The sequence below is a fragment of the Roseiconus nitratireducens genome (genome assembly GCF_008629675.1).
GTDB classification, from domain to species: Bacteria; Planctomycetota; Planctomycetia; order Pirellulales; family Pirellulaceae; genus Stieleria; species Stieleria nitratireducens.
The window spans coordinates 1-2,973 of the sequence record NZ_VWOX01000050.1 but is presented as its reverse complement, the minus strand read 5'-3'; the positions used below and the strand labels follow the sequence as shown (position 1 = coordinate 2,973).

Sequence of the window (2,973 nt, the reverse complement as noted above, 5' to 3'; positions counted from 1 at the left end):
GAAGAACTGGTGTCGTGTCCATCTCCATCGCCCAAGCATAATCAGTGTACATAACTTCCTTGAGACATCGATAGTCACTTGGGCCGGGGGTGAGACCCGCGCTTTCAAGCTGTTCTTGAATCTGCGCCGGGACTTCGGCGTTGCAGTTTCCCTCCACAGAGCATTCGTACTCTACAGTCGCGTCTTGAGATTCGACCATCCACGAAAATACTGTTGTCAAATCATCCGGGATAAAAGATGCAGCGTCATTCCAAGTTGCTGCCGAATCCTCCCCAAACTCTGTGAAAGTATCTACCGAACAACTGGCAATCAACTCGGTGGAATCGAACGTCACGGGGCCTTCGCATGGCGCTTCGTTAATATCCCAGCACCTAGTCGTTTCATTCCACCAATAAAGGCAACCGAATTCTGCCCGTGCGACACAGGCAGTTGTCACAAACACCAACGTAAGTAAAAAACGCATCACTGATCCTCAACCTCTCGGGGAATTAAAGGCAGTGAGAACCCCTCCCGCTGCCAGGTCTCGTCAAACAATTGCCGAGTTTCTTCAAACCAGTCGTCAGCGCCAAAATCGATCAATCTTGACTTCACCGAGTCACCAAGTTTCCACCTCTGCTCAATCTCCCAAATCTGTTCGTTCCCACTTGGTGCGATCATGACAACAACCTTTCCAGGGACTCTGAGATCATCAACCTCTTGCCATTCAGTTTCGATCGTCTCTGGATACATATGTTTCTTACCGTCATCCATGAACGTGGTCCACTTCACTTTGATCGGGAGGTAATCAACCTCCTTTCCAAAAGTGATCACAACTTCTCCGTACCAGGGTGAGTAACCATCCCTTGTTGGAATATGCCACGTCCCTTCGATCCCTTCATCGGTGAATTTTCCGAGTACAAACTTTCGCTGTCTCAACATATCAGTAATGACATGTCGATTCGAACTGTTGAACCCGGTCCTAACGAATGACGGTCGCGTCAACGCCATCTCGAAAGGTTTCACGGATGCGAAACGATGCTTCTTATACGCCTCGAAGATGTCTTCTTCTTTACCCAGCTCCGATTCACTTCGTGTGTTGTCAAGTCGACCGTACCTAAATGCAGTCCGGCCGTTGTCAACAATTTTTTGGCCCCAGAACTCACCGACCCTTCCGTCACTTCTCCATTCGTCGCATCGACCTTGAAGCGACTCGTTCCCACGCTTGACGCTCACCCAAATCTTGTTCTGGTTGGTCGGCGGGTTCCCGTTCCGGTGAATCACCAAGACACCAACCCGGCAGACTACCGCGTGCGGAGTCCGCTCGATCTTGTCAAGGGCTTTGTCCCAATTGTCCAAGGCTTCGAAAACCTTGCCCGAAGTGGTGTCGTTTGGATGCTCTTCGGCGAAAAGATACCCGCCGAACATAAAAAGAAAGATCGTCGTCGCCGCTCTCATTTGACCAACCTCAAGGGGAACTCTTTATCTCCAACGAGCAAAACTGGTTCGTCAGGTACGTCACCCTTGGGTGTGCAAGTGATTACGAGAGTTTCTCCGAACCGTTTTGTTTGAATGTCTACGTCGCGATTTGCGAACTGTATTTTCGGTTGCGCTTCACCTAAGTGGAGCAAGATGACACGAAACGTTCCGTCGATTAAAACCGCACGATTTGACGCGAGCCGCACTTTTTCCTCGACCGGAACTCTAACATAGACGAGATCAACTTCATCTTTACCATGCAGGACTTGCAAAGGGAGAAACTCAGAACTGCCCTTGGGTAGAGAGACTTTGACCGTCGCATCACCATGCTGGAGAACTCTCCCAGACGTGACGTGTACTTTGGAAGTTTCAATTCGAGGGTCATTAAATTTGAGGGTCACAATTGCGTTGTCACCATCAATTTCAGCCAGTGGACTCACGGGCTCCACCGATGGCAGACCTTTAACACCCAGCACGAGTGTAGTCACCCCTTTGGAATGATTGACTAAGACGGCAATCTCGGTCTTACCTACACGTTTGACGTCAACACGCAATAGAAGCTCATCGTTGGAACCTGGCTCGATGAGCTTGGCAGATGTCCGAACCGCTGTTGTGCATCCACAAGAGGATCGCACCTGACGAATTTGAACTGGTTCGGAAGACGAGTTTCGGAGACTGACTTTCACCTCGGCAGTGTGGCCTATCAGATGCTCGCCGACATCCATTCGGACCCGTTGCTCGGCTAAGTCGACCACGCCAAGGTCTTTGTACCTATCAACCTCAGAACGGTTGAGCTTGACGAGAGTTGGTGGAGTAGCCACCGAAGTGCCCACGATTACGGACACAAAGAAAACGATGCAGAATCTCATTCTGTAACCCCGCAGAAGTTTGAGAAGATTCGCAATCTATTGCAACGAGGAGGGGTAATGCTACCACTTTCTGGAATTTCTGGAAAAATAATTCCCGAAACGATTTGGCCGAACTTTTACTTGCATTAACGGCAGTATCACCAACACGAGGCAATACGATGCTTAGCTTTCTGAACTCCTTCCAAATTGCGAACCCGGTTACCGTCCCGGTCGCTTCGCATGATGCACCACCTCCTCGCACTCGTCGTGGTCGCCCCAGCAAGACGCTAATCCAAATTGCGATGGAAGACGTCCGGATCGACTACTATGAGTTTGATCCGGACGACTTCCAGACCGGGCACCGGTTGTTCTTCAAGAGCGGCCGGATCATCACTGGGCCAACGGCCAACTACGTTCACAACGTCTACCACTTTGACGGGATCGGATTCTGATGATGAAATGGTTCAAGTCTAAGTGGTCCTACCTGGTCGCGATCCTGGTGTCGGCTCTCGCGACCTGGTGGTCGTTGCAGGGTGGGCTTGAGACCAAAGAGTTGGTCGTGATCCTGAACGTGGTGGGAATCACGTCAGTGATCTGTACCTGGGAACTCTTGGACTTCATGTTCAAATGACATCTGATCGGCGCTTGGCGCTTACCGCGCTTGGCGCTT

The 2,973-nt window shown here is 50.6% G+C and carries 5 protein-coding genes; 2 read left to right on the top strand and 3 right to left on the bottom strand.

Going from position 1 to position 2,973, the window contains the following annotated elements; genetic code table 11:
- The 3 genes from FYK55_RS28615 to FYK55_RS28605 all read right to left on the bottom strand — a co-directional run.
- The coding region (locus FYK55_RS28615) for a hypothetical protein (protein WP_150080041.1) at window positions 1–463 on the bottom strand (463 nt) is incomplete at its 3' end.
- Window positions 463–1,434 (bottom strand): hypothetical protein, encoded by a 972-nt coding sequence (locus FYK55_RS28610; RefSeq protein WP_150080040.1) that lies wholly within the window; start codon window positions 1,432–1,434, stop codon window positions 463–465. The genes FYK55_RS28610 and FYK55_RS28615, both read right to left, overlap by 1 nt.
- Complete coding sequence (locus tag FYK55_RS28605; RefSeq protein ID WP_150080039.1) at window positions 1,431–2,324, bottom strand: DUF1573 domain-containing protein; 894 nt, start codon at window positions 2,322–2,324, stop codon at window positions 1,431–1,433. The genes FYK55_RS28610 and FYK55_RS28605 overlap by 4 nt, the downstream gene beginning before the upstream one ends.
- Window positions 2,325–2,482: 158 nt before the next feature.
- Here FYK55_RS28605 and FYK55_RS28600 point away from each other — a divergent pair, with 158 nt between their 5' ends.
- Both FYK55_RS28600 and FYK55_RS28595 read left to right on the top strand, forming a co-directional pair.
- On the top strand, window positions 2,483–2,755 hold the full coding sequence (locus FYK55_RS28600) for a hypothetical protein (protein WP_150080038.1): 273 nt from the start codon (window positions 2,483–2,485) through the stop codon (window positions 2,753–2,755).
- The gene (locus tag FYK55_RS28595) at window positions 2,755–2,934 is read left to right on the top strand and encodes a hypothetical protein (protein ID WP_150080037.1); all 180 of its coding nucleotides are present in this window, start codon (window positions 2,755–2,757) and stop codon (window positions 2,932–2,934) included. Before FYK55_RS28600 ends, FYK55_RS28595 begins: the two co-directional genes overlap by 1 nt.
- Window positions 2,935–2,973 lie beyond the last annotated feature (39 nt).

Excerpts from the sequence above, each read along its gene's own strand:
- FYK55_RS28610 (WP_150080040.1), bottom strand. The coding sequence starts at position 1,434 with ATGAGAGCGGCGACGACGATCTTTCTTTTTATGTTCGGCGGGTATCTT.
- FYK55_RS28605 (WP_150080039.1), bottom strand. The coding sequence starts at position 2,324 with ATGAGATTCTGCATCGTTTTCTTTGTGTCCGTAATCGTGGGCACTTCG.
- FYK55_RS28600 (WP_150080038.1), top strand. The coding sequence starts at position 2,483 with ATGCTTAGCTTTCTGAACTCCTTCCAAATTGCGAACCCGGTTACCGTC.
- FYK55_RS28595 (WP_150080037.1), top strand. The coding sequence starts at position 2,755 with ATGATGAAATGGTTCAAGTCTAAGTGGTCCTACCTGGTCGCGATCCTG.